The sequence below is a fragment of the Parapedobacter soli genome (assembly GCF_025460835.1).
Taxonomy (GTDB): Bacteria; Bacteroidota; Bacteroidia; order Sphingobacteriales; family Sphingobacteriaceae; genus Parapedobacter; species Parapedobacter soli.
Genome location: NZ_JAMXAY010000175.1, coordinates 1 through 319, shown reverse-complemented (window position 1 = coordinate 319; position 319 = coordinate 1). Strand labels below are relative to the sequence as shown.

Below are 319 nucleotides of genomic sequence, written 5' to 3'. Positions count from 1 at the left end.
CACCTATGTATTATTTCTATATTATCTATTCCGATTTTCTTGATCGCTATTATGTGGGTTCGTGTAGGGACACTGAGGAGCGGTTGCGGCGGCATAATTCGAATCACCGTGGTTTTACCGGGAAGGCTGATGATTGGCGGTTGGTGTACCGGGAGTCTTTTCCCTCTAAGGCCGGGGCTACGTCTCGGGAACGGGAAGTCAAGGGCTGGAAGAGCCGCAAGCTGATAGAGGTGTTGGTTAATAGGGCTTAGCTCAGCTGGTTCGGCGCATCCCGACTTAAAGTCGGGAGGGTCACTGGTTCGAATCCAGTAGCTCCCAC

General features: G+C 52.0%; 1 protein-coding gene and 1 tRNA gene. Both read left to right on the top strand.

The genetic code is table 11. The features are described from left to right. A partial coding sequence (locus tag NGM62_RS22090; RefSeq protein ID WP_315975885.1) for a GIY-YIG nuclease family protein occupies positions 1 to 251 on the top strand: 251 nt, incomplete at its 5' end. After that, positions 244 to 318, top strand: a tRNA-Leu gene (locus tag NGM62_RS22085). The genes NGM62_RS22090 and NGM62_RS22085, both read left to right, overlap by 8 nt. Position 319 lies beyond the last annotated feature (1 nt).